General features: G+C 46.8%; 14 protein-coding genes. All 14 read right to left on the reverse strand.

Features of this window, described 5'->3' with window-relative positions:
- Positions 1–57: 57 nt before the first annotated feature.
- A complete protein-coding gene (locus F3I09_RS24535; protein WP_188133946.1) occupies positions 58–1170 on the reverse strand; it encodes a FecR domain-containing protein in 1113 nt (370 codons plus the stop codon).
- Between the two features lie 62 nt (positions 1171–1232).
- A complete protein-coding gene (locus tag F3I09_RS24540; RefSeq protein ID WP_149697700.1) occupies positions 1233–1838 on the reverse strand; it encodes an RNA polymerase sigma-70 factor in 606 nt (201 codons plus the stop codon).
- Positions 1839–2209: 371 nt separating this feature from the next.
- Positions 2210–3391: an MFS transporter gene (locus F3I09_RS24545; protein ID WP_149697701.1), complete on the reverse strand. Its 1182-nt coding sequence runs from the start codon at positions 3389–3391 to the stop codon at positions 2210–2212.
- A gap of 495 nt (positions 3392–3886) precedes the next feature.
- A complete protein-coding gene (locus F3I09_RS24550; RefSeq protein ID WP_149697702.1) occupies positions 3887–5977 on the reverse strand; it encodes a copper-translocating P-type ATPase in 2091 nt (696 codons plus the stop codon).
- A 46-nt stretch (positions 5978–6023) separates the two neighbouring features.
- Positions 6024–6593 (reverse strand): DUF3347 domain-containing protein, encoded by a 570-nt coding sequence (locus F3I09_RS24555; protein ID WP_149697703.1) that lies wholly within the window; start codon positions 6591–6593, stop codon positions 6024–6026.
- Positions 6594–6634: 41 nt separating this feature from the next.
- The gene (locus tag F3I09_RS24560) at positions 6635–7843 is read right to left on the reverse strand and encodes an efflux RND transporter periplasmic adaptor subunit (RefSeq protein ID WP_149697704.1); all 1209 of its coding nucleotides are present in this window, start codon (positions 7841–7843) and stop codon (positions 6635–6637) included.
- 6 nt (positions 7844–7849) lie between these two features.
- Positions 7850–9160 (reverse strand): efflux RND transporter periplasmic adaptor subunit, encoded by a 1311-nt coding sequence (locus F3I09_RS24565; RefSeq protein WP_223233373.1) that lies wholly within the window; start codon positions 9158–9160, stop codon positions 7850–7852.
- Positions 9138–10391 (reverse strand): TolC family protein, encoded by a 1254-nt coding sequence (locus F3I09_RS24570; RefSeq protein WP_149697705.1) that lies wholly within the window; start codon positions 10389–10391, stop codon positions 9138–9140. The genes F3I09_RS24565 and F3I09_RS24570 overlap by 23 nt, the downstream gene beginning before the upstream one ends.
- Positions 10375–12309 (reverse strand): efflux RND transporter permease subunit, encoded by a 1935-nt coding sequence (locus F3I09_RS34635; protein ID WP_149697706.1) that lies wholly within the window; start codon positions 12307–12309, stop codon positions 10375–10377. The genes F3I09_RS24570 and F3I09_RS34635 overlap by 17 nt, the downstream gene beginning before the upstream one ends.
- A gap of 1 nt (position 12310) precedes the next feature.
- On the reverse strand, positions 12311–13600 hold the full coding sequence (locus F3I09_RS34640; RefSeq protein ID WP_149697707.1) for an efflux RND transporter permease subunit: 1290 nt from the start codon (positions 13598–13600) through the stop codon (positions 12311–12313).
- 186 nt (positions 13601–13786) lie between these two features.
- The gene (locus F3I09_RS24585) at positions 13787–14185 is read right to left on the reverse strand and encodes a hypothetical protein (RefSeq protein WP_149697708.1); all 399 of its coding nucleotides are present in this window, start codon (positions 14183–14185) and stop codon (positions 13787–13789) included.
- 131 nt (positions 14186–14316) lie between these two features.
- On the reverse strand, positions 14317–14871 hold the full coding sequence (locus F3I09_RS24590) for a dihydrofolate reductase family protein (protein ID WP_149697709.1): 555 nt from the start codon (positions 14869–14871) through the stop codon (positions 14317–14319).
- Positions 14872–14917: 46 nt separating this feature from the next.
- A complete protein-coding gene (locus tag F3I09_RS24595; RefSeq protein ID WP_149697710.1) occupies positions 14918–15547 on the reverse strand; it encodes a hypothetical protein in 630 nt (209 codons plus the stop codon).
- Between the two features lie 29 nt (positions 15548–15576).
- Entirely contained in the window at positions 15577–19032 is a 3456-nt protein-coding gene (locus F3I09_RS24600) for a DUF6519 domain-containing protein (RefSeq protein WP_149697711.1), read from the reverse strand.
- Positions 19033–19037 lie beyond the last annotated feature (5 nt).

Raw genomic sequence — 19037 nt, forward strand, 5'->3', positions numbered from 1 at the left:
TCAGTATGACTGAAAGTCCATCCCCCTACAGGATGCAAATGTATATATGTTGCGATTTTACTTGCTTATGATGAAGGCATTATCTTTTTTGGTAACCGATAGGTTGTGAAGGATTGCGATTTCTTTTAAAATATTCTCCAAAGAATCTGTTCTATTGTATTTGGCCGTGAAATATATATTTTGAATATCCTTCTTATCATAGACTATTGGTACATTGAATATTTGTGAAAGCTGATCAAACACTTCTGCCAGCAATTGATTGTTGAACTGATACCACGAACCGCCTGTATTTTCGGGCAGGGATGGTTCATCATGTGATAACTCTTCATTAATGATTTGCTCAGGAGCCACGTTCCTGTTCAATTTAAACGACTTCACTTTACCAGCTGCCTGACTGTCATAAACAAATAGCTGACCTGGCAGCAGGTACACATCCCCTTTCATTTTTTTGTTCAACTTATCTACCGGCTTCACTACCACTTTACCCTCATATAAACGAACAACAACCTTTTTAGAGCTTCCAAAAGCAGTAACGGTAAATTCCGTACCCACTGCAGTTGTCGAAATATCTCCACTGATTACGGTAAAAGGTCTCCTCTTGTCATGCGCTACCTTGAAATACGCCTTACCGATCAGCGTTATGTCCCTTTTTTCTGTAAACGGTTCCCGATAAGCTATTTCACTGTTGTTTGCCAAAATGATCAAAGAACCGTCTGCTAACTGAATTCTTTTCTCTCTACCAGTTGTATTGACTTCATGCCGTACAACAAACGCCAGGCTATCTGTCTTTTTCTCTGTATGCTGTGCAACAGGTACATCCCGTTTATTGTTGATGAAGAACTTCCAACCCAAACCAATAACTAAAAGAACCGAAGCTGCAATAGCTATGGCAACCAGCATTCTGACCGGTTTATGTTTTACGCTGGTATCCTCTTCTGTTATACTTTGTTCAAGACTATTCCATTTCTCCTCCAGATTCGCCTCATCTGTTATATATGCCAGGTCTTTCTTTATCTCTGTTAGTTGCCAGACCTTTTTCAAACGATTAAAGTAGCGTTGGTTCTCTTCACTGGTATTGAGCCAGTTTTCAACAAATGCTCTCTCCTCTCCTGTTTCTTCATTAAACAAGTACCTGACCAAAAGCTCATCATATTGATTGTTGTCTTCCATGTGCTCTGTATTATTCATACACTTAACGATGAATTTTTCCCTACAACTGAAAAAAATATTTTTTACTTTTTTAATAAAAAGTTGAAAATCAATATAATAAAAAGAATAAGAAACCTGGCCAGTTTCTCCTTCAGCTTTATCATAGCCCTGCTTATTTGTGTATCCACAGTTTTCACTGAGATATTTAATCGCCTGGCTATTTCAGCGTATTTCAATCCTTCAAATTTTCTGAGTTCAAATATGATACGCATCTGTTCCGGCAATTCAGCAATAGCAACATCAATAGCTGAACTTAACTCCTTTAAATCGATACTATTAAAAGTCGTTTCTGAAATATCTTCGGAGCTCGTTTTCAACAGATGGGCTGCATGTTGCTGCTTTACTTTTTCATGCCTTAAAGTATTTAAACTACGATTGTCAACAATTTTATATAAATAAGATATTGGAGATATACCGGGGACGAGCGTTTGGCGGGTTTCCCAAAGTTTTATAAAGCTTGAATGAACAACCTCCTCGGCCAAATGAATGTCGAAGCCATACTTCAACCTGCAGTAAATACAAAGAGCGGGATAGTCTTTTTTAAATAACTCCTTAAAGGCAGCTTTGTCAAACCATAGATTGTCAGGAGGTACATCTTCCAAATTGTGCTGTGTGTAATTGATGCTCATTGGTAAGTGCTCACCGTTAAATGAAAAGATAGTTTATATAACGTGTTGGACTGATAGGAAGTAACTTAGACAATAATAATAAATATGTATATTATTGTGAAATAAAATTTCCTGAAAGAACCTGAGCATTTGCCAGCAGGAAAATCGTTGTCATAATATAATTCGAGCAATGCAGAAATTAATCAAATGACTATAAACTCAGAAACCGCATGAGTAAAGCAAAGAATAATCCGCTTCCGGTTCAACAAGGTACTTGCCATTGCTGATAAGAATTTTTAAAAAATTGGCGTATTTCTGGCTCAGATCAAAGGCACTTATCCAGGGACCAGACCGGAGAATGTACTGGCTGTTCATTTCATACCCCATTGTTCTCACTGGACAGCGTTCCTTGGCTCAGGAGCGGCCCATGAAAGATAAAGAGCCACTGCGAGCGTCATTAATGTTGTGATCGAAAATGCAATTCCTGGTCCAAACCGGAACCATAGCCAGCCTGTAAGTGTGCTTGCCAGCATGGTGCAGATACTTTGAAACCCTGTATAGGTTCCGATGGCAGTGCCTGTATCTTCTTTTCGGGTAATATTGCTTATCCATGCTTTTGATATGCCTTCAGTAGCCGCTGCATACAACCCATATAGGAAAAACAACAAACCGTACCAATACCAGCTACCGGTTACTGTCATACCCCCATACACCATTGCAAAGAGCAGCAACCCGACAATAAATACCTTCTTCAGCCCCATCTGATCTGCCAGCACACCAAGCGGAAAGGCTGCTATGGCGTACACCATGTTATAAAAAATATATACACCTATAGTGGCGGCATCACTTAAACCTGCCTGTTTTACCTTTAAGAGCAGGAATACGTCAGAACTGTTGCACAAGGTAAATACCAATAATCCTCCTACCAGTTTACGGTAGATAACAGGGCTATTGTTCCAGTAATGTAAGAATGAAAAGAAAGAAACCGCTGTCTTATTTTCCCGAGGTTGTAATTCCCCGTCTTTCAGATAAAAAGACAAGCCTATCGCCAGCATTCCCGGAATAAATGCCAGCAGGAACAGCGAGCGGTAACTGGCGGGATAAAAATACAAGTACAACAATGCCAATGCCGGGCCGACTACGGCCCCCATTGTGTCCATCGAACGGTGGAAACCAAACACGCGGCCCTTGGTTGCAAGGGTCGCTTCATCAGAAAGCAGGGCATCCCGTGCCCCGGTCCGGATGCCTTTGCCTAAACGGTCAACGGCACGGGCAACAAATATCCATATCGGGTACACCATTACAGCCATCATTGGCTTCGAAAAAGCACTTAACGTATAGCCCAGCCGAACGAATGGCGTGCGCCTGCCCTTATGGTCAGACAATTTCCCAAAATAGCCCTTGCTTAACCCGGCAGTAGCTTCCGCAATCCCTTCCAGTATGCCGATCAGTAATACGGAAAAGCCAATGCTTTTTAGATAAATGGGCATGATAGGATAAAGCATTTCACTCGCAACATCAGTCAGCAAGCTGATAAAAGAGAGTATCCAAACAGTGCGTGTTAAATACTTCATGTCCACAGTTTACAATATGAGTGATTCAAACCTGTATCAAAGATCATCTTATTCTGTAAGTATTTATCCCCGGGAAATGATATTTAAATAACGAGCATCATCTGTACCATATGGGATAATAACAGTACTGGACAGTTACCTTTTGGAACTAGCTATTGACGTTGGTACGAGGTGATCTACTTCGTTGTCCTTTATTGAAACTTAAATCCGTTTTGATATGTCTTTGTGAAGTTACTGCGGAAAGTACGGCTTGTATTCAATATTCTGGAAATATTCGATTCTGCTTCGCTTAGATAACGCTTAGATAACGCTAATCCTACGTTAATCTTACGTTCATGAACGTAGCATTAACGTAGGATTAGCGTTATCTAAGCGTTATCTAAGCGAGATAAAAGCGAGATATCTCTTAGTACAGAAAAACTTTACAGTTTTTATAGTGAGGTTCAGGATTGACTTTACAGGTGATGCTTTTACATTCCAGCTGAAATGAACGGATCATTTTACCCTTAGCAGCTTTGCGTTAATGGCAACGACAATTGTGCTCAGGCTCATCAGCACGGCGCCCATTGCCGGGCTAAGCATAAACGCAGGATAGAGGATTCCCGCGGCCAGCGGAATGGCAACAACGTTGTAACCGACAGCCCATACCAGGTTCTGGACCATTTTCCGGTAGGTAGCCCTTCCAAAGGCGATCATCTGCACCACGTCTTTAGGATCGGAATTTACCAGGATAATATCCGCCGTTTCGGCCGCTACATCGGTCCCGGAACCGATAGCGATGCCGACATCGGCCTGGGCGAGCGCCGGAGCATCGTTTACACCATCTCCGGTCATGGCAACGATCTCTCCTTTGTCCTGGAATTCTTTCACCTTGCTTTGCTTTTCATGAGGCAGCACGTTAGCGAGATAACCATCCATTTTCAGTTTTCCTGCCACGGCGGCGGCTACCTGCTCGTTGTCGCCGGTCAACAGGAATGAGCGGATGTTCATTGCCTTCAGATCAGTAATAGCTTCGGCCGCAGTCTCTCGGATGCTGTCGGCCAGGGTGATGATACCCGCAGGGGCATCGTCAATCAATATAAAATTCACCGTATCGGTGGACTGATCAATTTCAGCAGGAATAGCAGGCATTTGCCTGTTTTCCTGCCTGAAATAATTAGGGCCCGCCGCTATTACCTTTTTACCATTTACGCTACCGTTTACGCCTATTCCCTGCATGTACCTGAAATCTGTGGATGACCATAATTCCAGCTTACGTGCTTTCAGTGCCTTCATTACGCCATGCGCAATATGATGCTCTGAATTCTGTTGTACAGCGGCGGCGTAGCGCAGAATATCATCCGCAGAAAACTGATTGTTTAAGGGAATGATCTGCTGTACTTCATGCGCACCTTTGGTAAGCGTACCCGTTTTATCAAAGATGATAGTGGTCAGTTTACGTGCATTCTCAAATGCAGTCCGGTTACGGATCAGCAGCCCATGCATAGCAGACAGTGAAGTGGAAATAGCTACTACCAGTGGAATGGCTACACCCAGTGCATGCGGACAGGAGGTCACCATCACGGTCACCATGCGTTCCAGTGCAAAGGACAATTCATTGCCTTTCGCCAGCCATACAATGAATGTGATGATACCTACGCTGATGGATATGATGGTCAGCCACTTCGCTACTTTATTTGCCAGGTTCTGCGTATTGGATTTAGCGCCCTGTGCCGACTGTACCAGGTTGATCACCTTATTCAGGTAGCTGTCACCACCAGTACCTGTTACCTGCACCTTTAACGCGCCATCTCCGTTTACAGCTCCGCCGATCACTTTGGCGTCTTTGCTTTTTCTAACAGGAACACTCTCTCCTGTGAGCATGCTCTCGTTTACGTTGGAGGTCCCATCCAGGATCAATCCATCCGCAGGTATTTTCTCTCCGGGTTTGATGAGAATGATATCATGCGGCTGCAGGTCTTTCAATGGAATATCTGATACCTGCCCATCACGCTCCACATGCACGATAGCGGGCAACAGTTCCACCAGTGACTCCAGTGCCCTGGAAGCAGCCATCTGCGATTTCATTTCCAGCCAGTGTCCCAGCAGCATAATATCGATCAGCGTAGCCAGTTCCCAGAAGAAGTCCATACCACGGAGTCCAAACACAACAGCCACACTATAGATGTAAGCAGTACTGATAGCTACAGCCACCAGTGTCATCATACCGGGATTCTTCCATTTCAGTTCCCGTATCATACCTACCAGGAAAGGCCATCCGCCGTAGAAATAAATAAAGGTGCTCAAAGCCAGTAGTAAATATTTATCCCCGGGAAAAGACATTTCGATACCGAGCCACATCTGTACCATATGGGACAATAACAGCACCGGAACAGTTAAGATGATACATAGCCAGAAACGTTTAAGGAAGTCCATAGTATGGTGTCCCGCATGCTCATCATGCCCTCCCCTGCTGTCATGCTCCTTATGATGTTCATGCCCTTCCGCAGACATAGACGTATGCTCATTACTATGATCATGTTGATGAGCCGGTGCGTTATGCTGCGGCTCTTGCCGGTGTTCGTGATGTTCATGCTTGTGTTCCATACTATGGGTTTTTAAAATGACATGAATTCAATGATAGATACTATACTTACTCGATCGTCTCTTTTACTTCCCCGCAAGTCATCATCTTTTCTCCGAAATAAGGGTTCTTTACTTCTTTGTTTGCACTTATCCAATAAGCGCCTTTATCGTTCATAGCCATCGGACAGAAATCGATATACAATGCACCACTATTCATGCCGGACTTCTTCACCAGTGAGATGAAATTACTACTGAGATCTGCGTATGCAGTTCTTTGTGCTTCGATATCTGCAGCCGCAGTGATCTTAGCTGCTGATGCTCCCAGTGCCTTACCATCTGACACTGCGGCAGCACCTGCTTCAATAGCATTGCTGGCCATTTTCGCTTCGGCTTCATCGCCATTGATGAGCGCCGTGGTGAGATGTACATAGTGCTGGTACACAGCGTTCAGCCTATCATCTTTGAGCTGTACCGCAGCGGCAGCTGGTGCGCTGCTTTCACTCATGCTGCTGTGATCATGGCCCTCATGCGCCACAGTATCTGTTGTAGTTTCGCTCTTTCCGGCTTCCTGACTATTGCACGCTGCGAATAAAATAACTGCCAATACAGGGATTGCTACTTTGATTAAATGTTTCATTAGTGTTGATTTATTGAATAGACTATTTGATATCATGCATACTACAGGCCGGCCAGAGGATTTGCACCTTTCTTCAGCACAAACTCTGAATACAGGAGGTAAGCACCCGAGATCACTACCTTATCGCCATCTTCCAGTCCGTCAGTGATTTCCACCACATCAAAGTTCTCCATGCCTGTTGTCACCTTACGGGGCTCAAATTTCCCCCGGGCTGTTTCAATCCAGACATGTGCGCCTTTACCATCCCTGATCACGGCATCTACAGGCAGGCTTAATACATCCGCACTGGTTTTCATCGGGAGAAAAATATTCGCCTGTAATCCGGGTTGCCAGCGATTATCCCGATTAGACACGGTTCCACGGATCTGCATCAGCTGACTGCCACTCTGCAATACCGGGTTGATAAATGCGATAGTCATGGTTTGAGGATCGTTTTCCCAGCCAGCCACCACTACTTTCACGGATTGCCCAACACGAACAGCAGCAGCTTCTGCGGGATAGACATCGGCTTCCACCCACAACTGATTATATCCTTCCAATCGCATTACTGCACTACCTTCTGATACATACTGGCCCTCTGATACGGACAGTTCCGCTACCACCCCGCTTACAGTAGCCGGGTAGGTTACATAAGGATCGGTTTTACCGGATTGCAGCAACTGACTGATCTGGCGGTCTGACTGATCATACAATACCAGCTTTTGCCGGGCAGCCTTTTCGATCTGCTGAAAGCGGGCATCATCCGGGAAATGCTTTACCTGGGCGGATGCCAGCAGGTACTCCTGTTGCAGGGAAGCCAGTTGTTCGGAGTAGATCCGGTATAAGGGCTGACCTTTGTTTACTTTCACACCGGTCTCCTTTATGAACAGTGTTTCTATACGGCCCTGTACCCTGCTGGAGATCACTGCTGTTTGTTCAGGGTCTGTTACCAGTCGCCCGTTCAATTGTTTATAGTCAGACAAAGCAGCACTGCCAACAGTCATGGTCGTGATATTGGCCAGCTGTATCTGGCTTTCTCCCAATGTCAGAGACGCCTCTTTGTTACTCTTATCAAAAGGCACCAGGTCCATGCCACAGATGGGACAAGTACCGGGTTTATTCTGCACTATCTGCGGATGCATGGGACAGGTATAGGTCTGCTGCTGCATTGCAGCCGTCTTCTTTTGAGCGGCTTCCTTACAGGCCGTCATTAATAATGCAGGCATTACAGCAAAGACCGCAACTGTTTTGATAAATCTCTTTCTTTCCATATATCGCTATTGTTGCATGTTCTTTTTTATTTCGATAAAACTCTCGCTGTCTACGAGGTAAGATGCATTCGCAGCCACTTTCCAGGTACTGATGTCGGTAGTTATCTGTATCATGTCTTTCGTCTCTGCACCTGGTGTTATTTCAACAGGCACATAAGTACTATGCTCCTGTTTAAAGACAACAGACCTGTTCCCCAATCGCCATACTGCTTTCTTTGGCAACCACCAGCCATTTGTATATATCAGGGGAATATTCGCAGTCAGCAACGCTCCTACCTGGAAATGATTGTCCTGCAGATAGACCCTGGCCAGCGTGAAATTCTGCCCGTTACGGAACACAGGCTCTATCAGACCAATATTGCCCGTCTGCATTGCCTTCCTATTATTACCCGGGTAGAACAGCAGTTGCTGGCCTTTTCTTATCCGGGCAGCCAGTTGAGGCGGAAAAGCAAACTCCGCCACCAGACCGGTAGCCTGATAGATAGTGAACAAAGACTGACCGGCGTTTACATACTGCCCTTCACGAAGCAATACAGGCGAAGCCACCGCCACAGAACTGGCAGCAGTCTGTGTTGTGCCACCGCCCTGCATACCACCCATACCATCACCGGAGGTTGCAGCGGGCGTTATCGCCGCTGGAGTAAGTGCTTGTGCCTGAGCAGATTTCTCCAGGATATATCCATCACTGTTACTATATACCGGCACACGATATAACACATTGCTCGATTGCAGCACCTGTGCGATCTGTGCAGGTTGCATACCAAGTAACTGTAAACGTTGTTTCGCGGCAGGAAGCATCTCCGGACTATTCCTGGCTACATACAACAGTTCCCTTTGTGCTGCAGCCAGATCGGGTGAATAGATCTCCATGATCAATTGCCCTTTTCTAACCGGCTGATAATTATACTTTATCAATAACCTTTCCACACGTCCGCCGACCCTGCTGGAAATACTTGTCTGATGACGCGTATCATAAGTAATGATACCGTTCACTTCAGACGAATAAATTCGGGTCCCGCTTTCGGCTGTGATGGCAGGAATACTGGCAATCACGCGTTCATTCACAGGTTGGGTCAGTCCGGCAATACTGCTGTCCACCACCAGTTCTTTGTTGGCGTCTTTCAGTACCAGGTCCATTCCGCATATAGGGCATTGTCCGGGCTGATCTTTCACGATCTGCGGATGCATGGGGCAGGTGTACAACTGATGCTGCGCATGTCCTGCATGCATCTCTTTAGCAGGCCTGCTTTTACAGGCCATCATACCCGCCAGGAAAGATATTCCCAGTATGATACTAACGATATAGCTGTTTCTCATAATCGACAATCATTTCGTAGAGTTTTAATTTTTCGTCCAGTACGCCGGACTGCATCATAGTAAGCGCTTCCCAGGAATCGATCACATTGCTCAGTGCCAGCTTATTCTCCTGGTAGTTCAGAAAATTGGCGTCCAGCGTTTGCTGCAAGGCAGGGATCACTTTTTCTTCCATAGCGGCAATACGTTTCTGCATAGTCTGTATCTCGTACTGCATACCGTACAACATGCCTTGCGTTTCCTGCAGCATAGCCGATCTTTCTTTCTCCATTGCCTGCACATTGTATTGCATGGCCTTTATGCCGGACTTATACATTTTTGAAGCCCAGGGAACAATAGGTATACTCACCATACCCATGGCGCTGTAAGCCTTCGGCATCATGTCTCCCAGGGGGGACATATGATCAAAACGTATCCTGAAGTCAGGCTTCTTTTCCCGCTTCATGCTTTCAATATTCAGCTGCATGGAATGGATACTTGCATCCATCCTTACAATGTCTTTTCTCACGGTAGATAAGGCACTCGTATCATAAGAGGCTGCCGGCATAAAGCGTGGCTGGTAAGCAGTATCTATCTCAAACTCCTGATTACCCGGTGCATTCATGAGACTATTGAGCCATGACCTGGCTTTGGCAATCGTGCCTTCCTGCATGCGGATCATATTCCGGTTGTCTTCAATTTTCGCGTTAGCCCGGTACACGCCGCTTAGCTGAGATTGATTGTATGGATACCTGACCTCTTCTATCTTCTTCATCGTCAGCATGATCTTCTCTGTTTCCTGCAACACTGTGATGCGCTGCCTGGCTACCAGCCAACTGAAATAAAGCAGCTTTGCCCTGGCTTTAAAGTCATTCAGGGTGATGTCCCTCGTAGCGAGTTCAATATTGCCTTGTGAAGCGATGTAGCGTTTCTTAGCGCTTAATTTCGACGGATTGGGAATATCCTGCTCCAGTTGCAGCATGAGATTTCCTTTATCCCTTTCGTCCATCACCTTCTGACCGGGATAAGGCGTCATGAATGTGCCCACACCTACCATGGGTGCCATCCAGGCAGTGGCTGCATCTGCACTGTACTTATAACTTTCAGCCTTCAGTCCGTAAGATTGCAGCAATATATTATTCCTGTCAACCCTTTGTATAATACTGTCCAGCGGCAGCACCGGCGCCTGCTGTGCAGATAAGCCGGCGGGGAAGCATAACAGTAGCCATACGATATATTTAGTGATGTACTTCATGGATCTCTAATTTTCCGTACTTGCGTAATTCATATTCCTTCGACATTAAAAAGATCAGCGGTGTTACCAGCAGTATATGCGTGGAGGAGGTAAGCACGCCGCCGATCATCGGCAGTACTATCGGTTTCATCACATCAGTACCTACCCCTGTAGCCCACAACACTGGAACCAGGCCAAACAGCGATACACATACCGTCATCAGCTTAGGGCGCAAACGTTTGGCTGCACCATATATCACGTGTTGCCGGAGATCTTCTTTCGTGATGGTTTGTGAAGAATTGCCTTTCGCTTTCACTAGTTGCTGCATGGCATCATTGAGATAGATCACCATGACGATACCCGTTTCCACCGCTATACCAAACAATGCGATAAAGCCCACGGCTACCGCCACAGAAAGGTTCACACCCCAGAAGTAGATCATATAAGCACCGCCGATCAGTGCAAAAGGCACGGTGATCAGGCTCAGAAAAGCTTCCCTGATAGACTTAAAAGCAAAATAGAGCGAGAAGAAAATGATGAGCAGTACAATAGGTGCGATCCACATCAGTGTTTGCTGACCACGGATCAGGTTCTCATATTGCCCACTCCATTCCAGGTAATAACCGGCAGGCAATATGCCTTTGGTCTGGCTCATTTTATGAATGGCTTCCTTTACGGTGCTGCCCAGGTCACGGCCACGTACATTAAACAATACCGCACCGCGCAGCATCGCATTTTCTGAAGTGATCATGGGAGGACCATCGGTAAACTTTATATCCGCAACAGATGACAAGGGTACTTCGCCCATAGCAGCAGACATCAGGGGAATACGTTTTATACGCTCCACGCTGTTACGGTAATCCTGCGCCAGTCGTACACTGATAGAAAACCGCTGACGGCCTTCTATTGTGTTGCCAACAGGAGCGCCTCCCAGGGCCGTTTCTACGGTCTGGTTTACGTCGTCCACGCTCAGGCCATAACGGGCCAGGTCAGCTCTACGCACGTCTATACTAAGGTATTTTCCGCCGGTAACCGGTTCTACATAGAGGTCCATAACACCCGGTGTTCCTTCCAGCGCTTTCTTTACACGCTCTGATACCAACGCGATAGAGTCGAGCTGCTGTCCGTATATTTTCACCCCTACATCTGTCCGGATGCCGGTGGCCAGCATGTTAATACGGTTAATGATTGGCTGTGTCCAGCCGTTCACAACACCGGGTATCTGCAGTTTGGCATCCAGTTCATTAATAATGTCTTTCTTCGTCTTCCCCTCGCGCCATTGTGATTTCGGTTTCAGCATGATGATGGTTTCTATCATACTGATAGGAGAATTATCCGTAGCGGTGCTGGCGCGTCCTGCTTTACCCAGTACCTTGTCTACTTCCGGTACTGACTTGATGATCTTATCCTGCACCTGTAGAATGCGTTTTGCTTCCGCATTGGAGATGTCAGGCAGTGTAACCGGCATGAAGAGAATGCTCTGCTCATCCAGCGGAGGCATAAATTCGCTTCCCAGACTTTTCAGTAAAGGGATGGTGATCACGAGCGCGATTACATTGATTGCGATCGTTGTTTTGCGCCATTTCAGCACCCCATTTATGATGGGTTCATATACCCGTTCCAATACCCTGTTCACCGGATTATCATGGTCCGGCCTGAACTTCCCCTTCATGAAAAAAGAGATGAGTACCGGCGCCAGCGTGATGACCAGCAGGGCATCCACGATCATGATAAATGTCTTTGTATACGCCAGCGGATGGAAGAGTTTACCTTCCTGTCCTGTCAGCATAAAGACAGGTAAGAAGGACGTGATAATGATGATCGTCGCAAAGAATACCCCGCGGGATACCTGTTTGCTGGACTGTTCTATCACCTTTAAGCGCTCTTCCTCCGTGATCCATTCAGGCGATTTTTTAAATTTATTTTTGAGCCAGTTCATGTTATTTACTTTTTTGTTGTTCCTGCCACCCTGCATATCTTTCTGCCAGGTGTTTGTAGGCGTTCTCACTCATAATGATCCCATTGTCGACTATCACACCGATGGCCAGGGCAATGCCTGTCAGGGACATGATATTAGAGGATATACCGAAAGCATTCAGCAGGATGAAACTGGCAGCCAGTGTGATGGGTATCTGTATGATAATGCTTAGTGCGCTACGCCAGTGGAAAAGGAAGATGATCACCACCACCGATACGACGATCATCTCTTCGATCAATGTGTGTTTGATAGAGTCTACTGATTCTTTGATCAGCGCGCCCCTGTCATATACGATATCGAACTTTACGCCCTGGGGAAAGCCCTTGGCTACTTCTTTCATCTTCTCTTTGACCTTGTCAATAACGGCGTCTGCATTCTCACCATAGCGCATCACGACAATGCCCCCGACACGTTCTCCCTGACCATTCTGATCGAATATGCCCAGGCGTGTTTCGCCCGTCATTTGTACAGTGGCCACATCTGCTATTCTGATGGGAATGCTGTTCTGGGTTTTGACAGGAATATTCTCTATTTCAGCTACAGACTTTAAGTAGCCGGATGTTTTAATGATATAACCGATATCGCTTAGCTCAAACTTACGGCCACCGGATTCATTGTTATTTGTGCGCACAGCGTTGATCACCTCCGCTACCGACAAGCGGTAGTAAAGCAGTTTATTAGGATCTACCGTGATCTGGTACTGTTTCTGAAAGCCACCGAAGGAGGCTATTTCACTGACGCCTTCCACATTCTGCAAGGCAAATTTCACATACCAGTCCTGTAATGCGCGTTGTTCTCCCAGGTCCATATCAGGGGCATCGAGCGTATACCAGAGTATATGTCCTACACCGGTGCCATCAGGCCCCAGCTGGGGTGTTACACCTGCGGGTAAAGTGCGGGTAACGGTGCTTAATCTTTCCAGCACCCTTTCCCTTGCCCAGTAGATATCGACGTCGTCATTGAATATCACGTAGATGAAACTCATGCCGAACATGGAAGTACCGCGGACGTATTTGATACGCGGCAATCCCTGCAGATTTGTTACAAGCGGATAAGTAACCTGGTCTTCTATGAGCTGCGGACCGCGGCCCATCCATTCAGTAAATACAATCACCTGGTTTTCTGAGAGATCGGGAATGGCATCTATCGGGTTCTTCTTTACAGCGAAGATCCCCCAGGCAAATATGCCTGCTGCCATCAGCAACACGATGAACCGGTTGCGTAAAGACCATTCTATTATTCTATGTACCATACAGGTGTTTTTCAAGCATATGACATAGGATGCCTGTATATGCAGCGTGTAATAAGGATGTTTATCCGGCAGGCCTTAATGCAAGGCGTTATAATCACATAGCATTAGCCTGATATCAGATAATTATATAGTGGAGATGATGGCGTAACAATAGTGAGAAGTAATAGATGTACGCCTGATGGGTTATCAGATACGGAATGTGCAGTTCAATATATGTGTATGTACTTTGCTGCTTCGAGGCGGAGCGTTGCTGACCGGGAATTCTTCCAGCAGGGAAACGACATGTATTTCCGGCTGTTCGGGATAAGTAACAGGGATAGTAATAGCTGGGCCCTGTATAAAAGAGAAGATATTTTCAACAGCCTTCTGGTCTTTCTCCAGCTTTACTGTTTTATGCTCATCCTTACAGCATTTCTTAGCGCATGCTGATTTCGGTTCAGCGCCGCATTTACTGCACTTCTGGTCTTCTTTATGCCACAGTTTCACTTCTATCAGCTTTCCCATGCAGTAATGCATGTGGAAGGTGGCGCCGGTAGAGGACCCCATGTAAAGAATGGCCAGTATGAGTGTAAATAGCTTCTTCATCCGGGACAAAAATAGCCGTAATCCCGGACAATCTGTTATATAATTTTGGGAAGGGTTTATATTATTATTAAAAAACGAGATATTACTATTTATACACCCTGCCCGTTATTGGTCGGGGCCATCCCTTACTTTTAAATCCTTTCATACCGCAGTGCCACGCACCCGCTACTGAGCGTTTTCGACGCCGCAAGTTTTAAACCCAGATTTTCCTGTAAGGACATTTCGGTAAACAAGCGCCGTCCCTGGCCGACGATCACCGGGTGAACGACCATATGGAACTCATCTATCAAACCCCATTCGATTAATCGGGCTGGTAACTCCACGCCACCAGTGGATATTGCGTTACCGGGTTGCTGTTTTAGCTTGAGGACCTCTTCCTTTAAGTTATCGCGGATTATCATTGTTTGTTCGTCATCTACACTGTCTATGGATTGCGAAACGACGACACGCTTAAGATTAGCAAATACCCTGGCAAATGCATTGGCAGCCTTATTCATTGATTGCGTTTGAGCAACCTCCGGCCAGAAGGGGACCATCAGTTCATAAGTTTTCCGACCGTAAATGATCAGATCGACGTCTTCCAGCAGTTCCCTGAAATAATCGAGAATATCATCTCCACCACTGAATTTGGTATGATCGCAGCAACCATCCAAACTAATGTTAATGCCATAAATAAGCTTCCGCATAGAATAAAGTTTATTTTACTCAAATTAGGAAGAATAAAGTAACAAATTACCTTATTACAGTTTCCCCGAAAGGTGGCGTACAGGCAGTACTCTTGTCTGTACCAATGAAAATATCGCGGTAATCTATCTTCCCTCCGGCTACAATAACCGGTTCTCTTTCAACATGTAATCTTTTTTTGTTGGGATCCGTGACCGTGAGGTAAAGAGACTGCTTCTGGAATTTTGCTACCAGGTCATCTTTTGCTGTGATGATATAGTAGCCTCTTTCATCGGTGCAACTGTAGCCTAATGGTTCCAGTCCATTGCCGCTGGCATCGGAAAGCGATATAGTCAGTTTGGAAAGCGGTTTGCCCTTGCTGTCGAACACTCTTCCGTTCACTCTCCACCATGTGGATGCGAATTGCTCCGTTTTGTTTTTTGCCCGGCTGACTTCCGCCTGCATTCCTTCCGTCATGATCCTGTTGTATGATAACCTGGCTTCCAGTTTCTGTACCCTGGGATGATCCTGTCCATATTTTTTCGCTAAGCGGTCCCGTTCTTCCGCCAGGATCTGATCATGAGATTCCTGCAGCCCGGCGGCATTATTCAGCTCTTCGGCACGCCTGCGTTCCAATTCATCAAAAGTTTCATTGATCTTTTTCAGGTTATCCTGTTCTCTGAGTTTTGTGCTTGTCATGTTATTCACGTTTTAATAAATTGGGTTTATCATGCATCATAACTGGTAAGGGGAACGGCAAGACTGGTTCCTATTGCTTTGGTAGTATCCTGGCAATTGGTGTTCACTAAAATGAGATTGCCCTGAAAGATCCGTTTGTTGCCCAGTACGTGCAGACAGTGTGTGGCCTGGTTGCCGCTGCAGGTGTTCATATTGCCGTATGATAATAAGGAATATGCCGTCAGCGTAAAGCCATCTGCAAACCTATTATCATTGGAACGTATGGTAAACCCGATCAGGAAGGTATTCAGCACTACAATATCAAACGATACCGGTTCTGTCATCAGGAATGCTGCACATTCTGACTGGTTACTGGTAAAGCCTACATCATCCAGGGAAACGATCATGTTCGCACTGGCCGCCAGTTCATTGGCAGTGCTACGCAGGTCGAGCGTGGTCTCGTTGTCAGAGAACATCACCTTTCCGTTAGGCAGATATTCATAAGCCTTGAGCGCAGCGCGTAATGCGGCATTATTGACATTGCTTTGCCCTGTAGCGGGGTCTATGTTCGCCATGTTCTTCAGCGCAGCGCCCAACGCAATTGCCAGCAGATCTTTAGACAGGCCCAGGTTGAAAATGAACACATTACCTGCCAGTAAAGAGTAAATATTTTTCCGGTCTATTCCTTCAGAAGTAAGCTGATTGCCAGACACCGATACTGGTCCGAAAGCCGTGATAAAAAGTGAATGTCCGAGTGGTTGTGTAACGATGTTCTCATGTACCCTGATAGCCGGCGTGCTGTCGAAAGAAGGCACCTTTGTTTTTAACATAGCGGTGGAATTCTCCGCTTTAAATGCCATCCTGATCACAATACCTCCACGTAGTCCTTTGAGGGCATTGCTGTTATCGTCTTTGGTACGTGGTCCGTTGTTCGTAATCCGGTTTTTGAAGATATCGATCTGTTCCCCGTACAGTATAAAGATACCACAAATGGGGCGTTCGTGGCTGACACCATTGTCTTCTATGCGGTTCTCCTGGATGATACCCAGTTCGCAATATGCCAGTACAATACCTCCGAAAGCGATATTATTGGGCGCTTCTTCCGGTGTCTGTAATGCGCAGTAACGGATGCTGTTGCGGCATATCATGATATCTTCCACCCGTACCCGCATCAGGGCGCCTGCGGCATCAGCGGCGTTGAGTACCCCGATCCCGGAAGCCCCCATTTGGCGGATACGGTTCTCTTCTATCACAATTTCATATAAGGCGCCGGCTCCCTGCTGTTCATGTCCCAACGTAATACCGTTACCCCGGCCGCCAGTAATCTCGTTCTCCAGTACAAATACCTTCTCGGAGGTACTGCCTATCTGTATACCGCCCATTGCCTCGTAGTTCAATAATGACCCTGCAGGCACATAGGCAAATACATACTGGAATATCTTTTTGAGCTGCGCTTTAAAGAACGCATAGTTGTTGTAGAATTTCGCCAGGTTACGGCATGGATCAAATATGCCACCACCGGGATCTTCCGGCCGCGGATCATTGGGATCGCGATTAGGGGCGGGCACCACTACAAGGCGGTTACGTTCTATTAATACTTCATCCGCCAGGGTAAAGATGGCTGCCAGTCCTTTTGCATCATCCAGCATGCCGATGTTGTTATGGCAGATGTGTATGCCGTTGTCTCCCTGTTTGCTTTCCGGCAGATGTACCCTGATGGCGTGCACAAGCGCTACTATAGAGTTATGGTTGATAGTGATGCGCCGGGTAAAGTCGTTCTCCCTGGCGCTATCCTCCACCAATACAGCGATGCCTTCCAGTGCTACCATCGTCAGGTGATCGATCTGTATCCTGTCGGAAGCAGAGATCCTGAAAATGGGAAATCCGCGGTAATCACTGTTCTGATGCGGGCGTACAATGCTTTGTTCGCCACAGCCACTGATCCTGACCTGGCTACGGCCAATGATCTCAACATTGGCATTGTGAATGCCTGGCAATACGCATATCTTTCCACCTGCATCGGGCAGGTTCTGCAGTGCTTCTTCGATAGAGTCAAAATCGCCGTGACTGCGTATGCCATCTCCCACCGTAAATGTGCAACAGCATTCCTGGTCGGTGAGCGGGCGGAAAGTTTTACGGCAATCCGTAATGATCTCTCCGTATACCTGCCCGCTGGTATTTACCCAACGGATCACGCCCAGAGGGGCAAAAAAGCGCCGAAGGCCAAAAGGAGGCATTCCTGCTTTCAATTCCCAGGGAACGATAATTTCGGGCGTTTCCGGCCTTACAGCAATGACCCAGTAGTCTGTAGCTACACGGTCGGGACCATTAATGATCACTTCCAGCCCGGTCTTCCCCAAAGAAACGGGCATCCCGGTAGCAAAAGGAATAGCTGCCAGCGAGTCGATATCGGTTCCGCGGTTCCATACCCTCAGGAAGAAATACTGCTCATCTCCGACCAGATCGTCCGCATCCTCTCTTTCTTTCCAGGCACTGCCAAAATTGGCGGGCAGTACATCTACCAGTGTAAACTCCGCTTCATCCGGATTATAAGAAGCAGCTACTTTGGTAATATGCCCTTGCAGCCCGGCCATTTTCTCTCCGTTGGAAAGTACGGCCGACCATGGCAGTATTTCCACCACCTGGCCAGATAATGGCCAGTGGTATTGGTCCTTGGGAGCTGTCAGCATCTTCACGCGGCCGTTGGCGGCCACAGTCACACGATACAGCGGGGCGGCATTGTCAAATCCCCACGTCAAGTGACCGGCATCTATCAATTCCACTCTGATGGCCTGGTTTTCCGCACCCAGATAAGCACCCGCTATAGCAGGCGTACAAAGGTCGTCGGCAGGACCAGTCTCTGTAAAGTCTGCGGTGAGGGTAACGGCCGGTATACGTTCATACTTAGCATTCACAGTACCCAGATGGTCTGTAGCCCATTTTTCTTTGAGGAGGGTCCAGGCATCAGCACATTCGCTGGCGGTAAGATTTTCCTGGATCTGTACGCGACGGGTATTCCTTACCCGGGTAGTGGTATCCGGACCTGCCAGCGCAGCTTCGAACAAGGCATCGTCTTCCACGGCACTCACGGGTTGCTGCCAGGTCTCCAGGTATATCAGGTCAAAACGTTCCTGTCCTTCAGCTGGCAGTTCTGCCGGCAGGGGCGCAGGATTGATATCAGCAGGTTGCTGCAGCCAGTCTTTCTGCAGGCGGTAGGTTTCGGGAGCATCCATTTCCAACCGGAGGCCACCGAGGTGTAAGGTTCCTTCCCTGATGTCAAAATCAGTATGTCCGTCGGTAATACGCAGGTTTTCTACCCGGAATCCTTTATCCGGGCTGCCGAAGGGGCCGATAATATCCACACGTGAACGGCGTTTTTCTTCATTCTCTATACGCTCGTTCTCATTCCAGTCGTCGTCCGTCAGTACGCGTCCCTGTTGCATACGAACGCTGGCGTAATGTTTGCGTGGATCAAATGCCACCCTGGAGATATCAAATGTAGCCATGGCTT

It is taken from the genome of Chitinophaga sp. CF418, assembly GCF_900142925.1.
GTDB lineage: Bacteria > Bacteroidota > Bacteroidia > Chitinophagales > Chitinophagaceae > Chitinophaga.

Coding starts and splice junctions, on each gene's coding strand:
- F3I09_RS24600 (WP_149697711.1), bottom strand. CDS start 19,032: ATGGCTACATTTGATATCTCCAGGGTGGCATTTGATCCACGCAAACAT.
- F3I09_RS24535 (WP_188133946.1), bottom strand. CDS start 1,170: ATGGAAGACAACAATCAATATGATGAGCTTTTGGTCAGGTACTTGTTT.
- F3I09_RS24585 (WP_149697708.1), bottom strand. CDS start 14,185: ATGAAGAAGCTATTTACACTCATACTGGCCATTCTTTACATGGGGTCC.
- F3I09_RS24570 (WP_149697705.1), bottom strand. CDS start 10,391: ATGAAGTACATCACTAAATATATCGTATGGCTACTGTTATGCTTCCCC.
- F3I09_RS24545 (WP_149697701.1), bottom strand. CDS start 3,391: ATGAAGTATTTAACACGCACTGTTTGGATACTCTCTTTTATCAGCTTG.
- F3I09_RS24540 (WP_149697700.1), bottom strand. CDS start 1,838: ATGAGCATCAATTACACACAGCACAATTTGGAAGATGTACCTCCTGAC.
- F3I09_RS24565 (WP_223233373.1), bottom strand. CDS start 9,160: ATGAGAAACAGCTATATCGTTAGTATCATACTGGGAATATCTTTCCTG.
- F3I09_RS24595 (WP_149697710.1), bottom strand. CDS start 15,547: ATGACAAGCACAAAACTCAGAGAACAGGATAACCTGAAAAAGATCAAT.
- F3I09_RS34640 (WP_149697707.1), bottom strand. CDS start 13,600: ATGGTACATAGAATAATAGAATGGTCTTTACGCAACCGGTTCATCGTG.
- F3I09_RS24550 (WP_149697702.1), bottom strand. CDS start 5,977: ATGGAACACAAGCATGAACATCACGAACACCGGCAAGAGCCGCAGCAT.
- F3I09_RS34635 (WP_149697706.1), bottom strand. CDS start 12,309: ATGAACTGGCTCAAAAATAAATTTAAAAAATCGCCTGAATGGATCACG.
- F3I09_RS24590 (WP_149697709.1), bottom strand. CDS start 14,871: ATGCGGAAGCTTATTTATGGCATTAACATTAGTTTGGATGGTTGCTGC.
- F3I09_RS24560 (WP_149697704.1), bottom strand. CDS start 7,843: ATGGAAAGAAAGAGATTTATCAAAACAGTTGCGGTCTTTGCTGTAATG.
- F3I09_RS24555 (WP_149697703.1), bottom strand. CDS start 6,593: ATGAAACATTTAATCAAAGTAGCAATCCCTGTATTGGCAGTTATTTTA.